Here is a 5,611-nt window from a genome sequence, read left to right as displayed (position 1 = left end):
GGCCTTGGCTGACGCATCAGGAAACCACCATCGCCGGGCGCTGGGCGAAGCTGGTGCGCGTCTCCTTCGCCGGCGAGCTCGGCTGGGAAATCCACACCAAGGTTGCCGATACGTTGGCGGTCTTCGACGCCGTCTGGGCCGCCGGCCAGAAGCACGGCCTGAAACCCTTCGGCATGTACGCGCTGGATTCGCTGCGCCTGGAAAAAGGCTACCGCACCTGGAAGGGCGATCTGTCGACCGACTATTCGATCCTGCAGGGCGGGCTGGAGCGCTTCGTCAAATGGGACAAGCCCGATTTCCGCGGCAAGGCGGCCTTGCTCAATGAGAAACAGCAGGGCGTGAAGAAGCGCTTCGTCACGCTGGTCGTCGAGAACCCCGGCGACTGCGACGCGCCCTACATGTCGACGCTCTGGCATGATGGCAAGATCGTCGGCGAGACGACCTCAGGCGGCTGGGGCCACCGCGTCGGCAAGTCGATCGCGCTCGGCATGCTGCGCACCGACCTGACCGAGCCGGGCACGGCGGTCGAAGTCGAGATCTTTGGCGATCGCTTCAAAGCCATCGTGCAGAAGGACGAGCCGCTATGGGATCCGAAGAACGAGAGATTGCGCGCATGACTTCCGTCATCCTCACCGATGGCGGCATGGGTCAGGAACTGGTCCGGCGCAGCAAATCCGAGCCGACGCCGCTTTGGTCGGCCAGGGTGCTGATCGACGAGCCGGATCTGGTCCGCGACCTGCATGTCGAATTCATCAAGGCAGGTGCGCGCGTCATCACCATCAACACCTATGCGGCAACGCCGGAGCGCCTGGCGCGCGAGGGCGCGGAGGACCTGTTCCGGCCTTTGCAGAAGCGCGGCATCCAACTGGCGACGCAGGCTCGCGACGAAGCGGGCGACACTGCGATCGCCGGTTGCTTGTCGCCTCTCTTCGGCAGCTACGCACCGGCTCTGACCATCTCTTTCGAAGAGACGCTCGACATCTATCGCCGCATCGTCGCCGAACAGGCGGACGGCGTTGACCTGTTTCTCTGCGAGACGATGGCCTCAGCAGAGGAGGCACGCGCGGCCGTCACCGCGGCCTCGGAAAGCGGCAAGCCTGTATGGGTGTCCTGGACGCTCTCCGACCATGGCGCACCGCGCCTGCGCAGCGGCGAAACGATCGCTGCGGCTTCAGCCGCGCTCGGCGACCTGTCGGTCGCCGCCAGGCTGATCAATTGCTGTCGGCCGGAAGCAGTGACCGCCGCAATGTCCGAACTGATCGCGCTTGGCGGGCCTGTCGGCGCCTATGCCAATGGCTTCACCTCGGTCGAAGCGCTGAAACATGGCGGCACGGTCGATGTGCTGCACGCCCGCCACGACCTCGACCCGCAGGCCTATGCCGACCAGGCGATTGGCTGGGTCGAAGCCGGCGCCGGCATCGTCGGCGGCTGCTGCGAGGTTGGCCCGACTCATATCGCTGCATTGCGCGACCGGCTCGAACAGGCCGGCCATCGGATTTCGGGAGTTTCCTGATGCCAAGACCATCGAAGCGCATTACCGCTATCGTTCCGTCGGGCAAGGACGGCTGGGAGGTCCATTCGGCCGCCTGGGCCCGCCAGCAGGCCGGCGAGGACATCATCATGCTGTCGGTCGGCGACCACGACTTCGACACGCCCTCGCAAACGATCGAAGCCTGTGTCAACGCCGTGCGTGGCAGCAATCATAACTATACGCCGCTGCCCGGCCTGCCGCGCCTGCGCAAGGCAATGGCGGCGGCATCCACCGCCTGCACCGGCATCGAGACGGAGCCGGACGAGATCATCGCCACCCAAGGCGGCCAGGCAGCACTTTACGCCGCTGTGCAGACCGTGCTGGATCCTGGCGACCACGCCATCGTTGTTGCGCCTTATTACGCCACCTACCCCAACACCTTCAGCGCCGCCGGCGCGACCTTCACCGTGGTCGAGACGCCAGCGGAGGATGGGTTCCAGCCCCGTGCGGACATGATCCGCGCCGCGCTGAAGCCCAACACCCGCGCCATCCTGATCAACACGCCGAACAACCCGACCGGTGCTGTCTATTCGCGCGAGCGGCTGGAAGAACTCGCCGAAATCTGCAAGGAGCACGATCTCTGGCTGCTGTCCGACGAGGTCTACTGGACGCTCGGTGGCGGCGAGCACATCTCGCCGCGCTCGCTGCCCGGCATGGCCGAGCGCACGCTGGTCATCAACTCGATGTCGAAAAGCCACGGCATGACGGGATGGCGCATGGGCTGGCTGACCGGCCCGACAGAGATGATCCGGCTGCTCACCGATCTCAACCTCGTGACGACCTACGGCCTGCCGGCCTTCATCTCGATCGCCTGCGCCGAAGCGCTCGAGAACCACTATGGCGTGAAAGAGATCGCCGAGCGCTACGCGACGCGCCGCGCCCTGATGCTGGAGGCTGTGCGCGGCATGAACGACGTCACCGTGCACGGCTCGGAAGGCGGCATGTATGTCATGCTCGATATCTCCGCCATCGAGCCCGACGACGAGAAATTCGCCTGGGGCCTGCTCGACAAGGAGAAGGTCGGCGTCATGCCCGGGTCGAGCTTCGGCGAAGCCGCCGCCGGGCACATCCGCATCAGCCTCTGCCAGCCCGAGCCCATCCTCAAGGAAGCCGCGCTTCGCCTGCGCCGCTTCGCCTCCAACTATCGCCGCGAGGCCGCATGACCAAGACTGTTCCGACAAAAGCCCGCGCCGTCATCATCGGCGGCGGCGTCTCCGGCTGCTCGGTCGCCTATCATCTGGCCAAGCTCGGCTGGACCGACATCGTGCTCCTGGAGCGCAAGCAGCTCACCTCAGGCACCACCTGGCATGCGGCCGGCCTGATCGGCCAGCTGCGCGCCTCGCAGAACATGACGCGGCTGGCGAAATACTCGGCCGACCTCTACGTCCAGCTGGAGGCCGAGACCGATGTCGGCACTGGCATGCGCCAGGTCGGCTCGATCACCGTCGCGCTGACCGAAGAGCGCAAGCACGAGATCTATCGGCAGGCCTCGCTTGCCCGCGCCTTCGACGTCGACGTGCGCGAGATTTCGCCGAGCGAGGTCAAGGAGATGTACCCGCATATCAATGTCTCGGACGTGGTCGGCGCGGTGCATCTGCCGCTCGACGGCCAGTGCGACCCGGCCAACATCGCCATGGCGCTGGCCAAGGGCGCGCGCCAGCGCGGCGCGACAATCATCGAGAACGTCAAGGTCACCAAGGTTCACACGAAGAATGGTCGCGTCTCCGGGGTCTCCTGGGCGCAGGGCGAGGATCAGGGCACGATCGAGACCGACATCGTCGTCAACTGCGCCGGCATGTGGGCGCGCGAGTTGGGACGGCAGAACGGCGTCACCATCCCGCTGCATGCCTGCGAGCATTTCTATCTCGTCACCGAGCCGATCCCCGGCCTCTCCCGTCTTCCGGTGCTGCGCGTGCCGGATGAATGCGCCTACTACAAGGAGGACGCCGGCAAGATGATGCTCGGCGCCTTCGAGCCGGTCGCAAAACCCTGGGGCATGAACGGCATCCGCGAGGATTTCTGCTTCGACCAGCTGCCCGAGGACATGGATCATTTCGAGCCGATCCTCGAAATGGGAGTCAACCGCATGCCGATGCTGGGCACCGCCGGCATCCATACCTTCTTCAACGGCCCCGAGAGTTTCACGCCCGACGATCGCTACTATCTCGGCGAAGCGCCGGAACTTGCCGGTTACTGGATGGCGACCGGCTACAATTCGATCGGCATCGTGTCGTCCGGCGGCGCCGGCATGGCGCTGGCACAATGGATCAACGACGGCGAGGCGCCCTTCGATCTCTGGGAGGTCGACATCCGCCGCGCCCAGCCCTTCCAGAAGAACCGCCGCTATCTCAAGGAGCGGGTGTCCGAAACGCTCGGCCTGCTCTATGCCGACCATTTCCCCTACCGCCAGATGGCGACCTCGCGCGGCGTGCGGCGGTCGCCGCTGCACGAGCACCTCAAGGCCCGAGGCGCCGTCTTCGGCGAAGTCGCCGGCTGGGAGCGCGCCAACTGGTTCGCACGTGACGGCCAGGAACGCGAATACCGTTATTCCTGGAAGCGGCAGAACTGGTTCGACAACCAGCGCGAGGAGCACCTCGCCGTGCGCAACGGCGTCGGCCTGTTCGACATGACCTCCTTCGGCAAGATTCGTGTGGAGGGCCGCGACGCCTGCGCCTTCCTGCAAAGGCTCTGCGCCAACGACATGGACGTGGCGCCAGGCAGGATCGTCTACACCCAGATGCTCAACCAGCGCGGCGGCATCGAGAGCGACCTCACCGTGACGCGGCTGTCGGAGACGGCCTATTTCCTGGTCGTGCCGGGCGCCACGTTGCGGCGCGACCTTGCCTGGCTGAGAAAGCATGTCGCCGACGAGTTCGTCGTCATCACCGACGTGACCGCCGCCGAAGCCGTGATCTGCGTCATGGGGCCGGAGGCGAGAAAGCTGATCCAGAACGTCAGCCCGAACGATTTCTCCAACGAGGTCAATCCGTTCGGCACCTTCCAGGAGATCGAGATCGGCATGGGGCTGGCCCGCGCCCACCGCGTCACCTATGTCGGCGAGCTTGGCTGGGAACTCTATGTCTCGACCGAGCAGGCCGCCCATGTCTTCGAGGCGATCGCTGAAGCCGGCGCCGATGTCGGCCTGAAGCTCTGCGGTCTGCATACGCTGGATTCCTGCCGCATCGAAAAGGCCTTCCGCCATTTCGGCCACGACATCACCGACGAGGACAATGTGTTGGAGGCCGGCCTGGGCTTCGCGGTGAAAACCAGCAAAGCCGGCTTCATCGGCCGCGATGCCGTGCTCAGGAAGAAGGAAGCCGGCCTGTCACGCCGGCTGGTGCAGTTCCGCCTGAAGGATCCTCAGCCCCTTCTGTTCCACAACGAGGCCATTCTGCGCGACGGCCGGATCGTCGGCCCGATCACCTCAGGCAATTACGGCCACCATCTCGGCGGCGCGATCGGGCTTGGCTACGTGCCGTGCGAGGGCGAGAGCGAGGCGGATGTGCTGGGTTCTTCCTACGAGGTGGAGATCGCAGGAGAACGCTTCGCGGCGGAGGCATCGCTGAAGCCGATGTATGATCCGAAAGCGGAACGGGTGAAGATGTAGCGCGGCGTCTCCTTCTCCCCTTGTGAGGGCTTTGCACGGAACTGAGTTGGTGATTCTGTAGGTCAGGAATGAAGGGGAGATGATTCGGATGGTCGATCGCGTGCTTGGACAACTGAGCCTTGCGGATGGGCTGGTGTGGTCGGATGTGACGGAGCTTGACCAGATCGCGCGAGTGATCGACTGGGTGCCGATCAAGGCGCTTCTTGGTCAGCGCAGCGGACCAGGACGGGGACCGGCTGATGCACAGAGCCAACAAGCACCATCCGCTGACACCGCGTCAGAAGCAGCGCAACCGGCTGATCTCGAAGGTGCGGGCGGCAGTGGAGCGGCCGTTTGCAGTGTTCAGACAGCGCTACGGCATGCGGCGACTGCGCTTCTTCAACCTTGCGACCAACCGGACGCAGTGCATGCTTGCCGGCTGCGGCTACAATCTGCAAAGAGCGGCCGCAGTCCTCTTCCCAAAGAGGAAGCCG

5 protein-coding genes are annotated in these 5,611 nt (G+C 65.0%); all 5 read left to right on the top strand.

From position 1 onward, the window contains the following. Positions 1–617: aminomethyltransferase family protein (locus tag EOA23_RS30875; RefSeq protein ID WP_145966529.1), on the top strand; the 617-nt coding region annotated here is incomplete at its 5' end. Next, on the top strand, positions 614–1,513 hold the full coding sequence (locus EOA23_RS30870) for a homocysteine S-methyltransferase family protein (protein ID WP_127306899.1): 900 nt from the start codon (positions 614–616) through the stop codon (positions 1,511–1,513). The genes EOA23_RS30875 and EOA23_RS30870, both read left to right, overlap by 4 nt. Then, positions 1,513–2,694, top strand: coding sequence for a pyridoxal phosphate-dependent aminotransferase (locus tag EOA23_RS30865; protein ID WP_127306898.1), 1,182 nt, complete (start codon positions 1,513–1,515; stop codon positions 2,692–2,694). The genes EOA23_RS30870 and EOA23_RS30865 overlap by 1 nt, the downstream gene beginning before the upstream one ends. Beyond that, entirely contained in the window at positions 2,691–5,138 is a 2,448-nt protein-coding gene (locus tag EOA23_RS30860; RefSeq protein ID WP_127306897.1) for an FAD-dependent oxidoreductase, read from the top strand. Before EOA23_RS30865 ends, EOA23_RS30860 begins: the two co-directional genes overlap by 4 nt. Positions 5,139–5,377: 239 nt before the next feature. Continuing rightward, a partial coding sequence (locus EOA23_RS30855) for a transposase (protein ID WP_145966528.1) occupies positions 5,378–5,611 on the top strand: 234 nt, incomplete at its 3' end.

This window comes from Mesorhizobium sp. M2A.F.Ca.ET.042.01.1.1 (assembly GCF_003997405.1).
Classification (GTDB): Bacteria; Pseudomonadota; Alphaproteobacteria; order Rhizobiales; family Rhizobiaceae; genus Mesorhizobium.
Note: the sequence above shows the minus strand (reverse complement) of the source record. Positions and strands in the feature narration are given on the sequence as shown.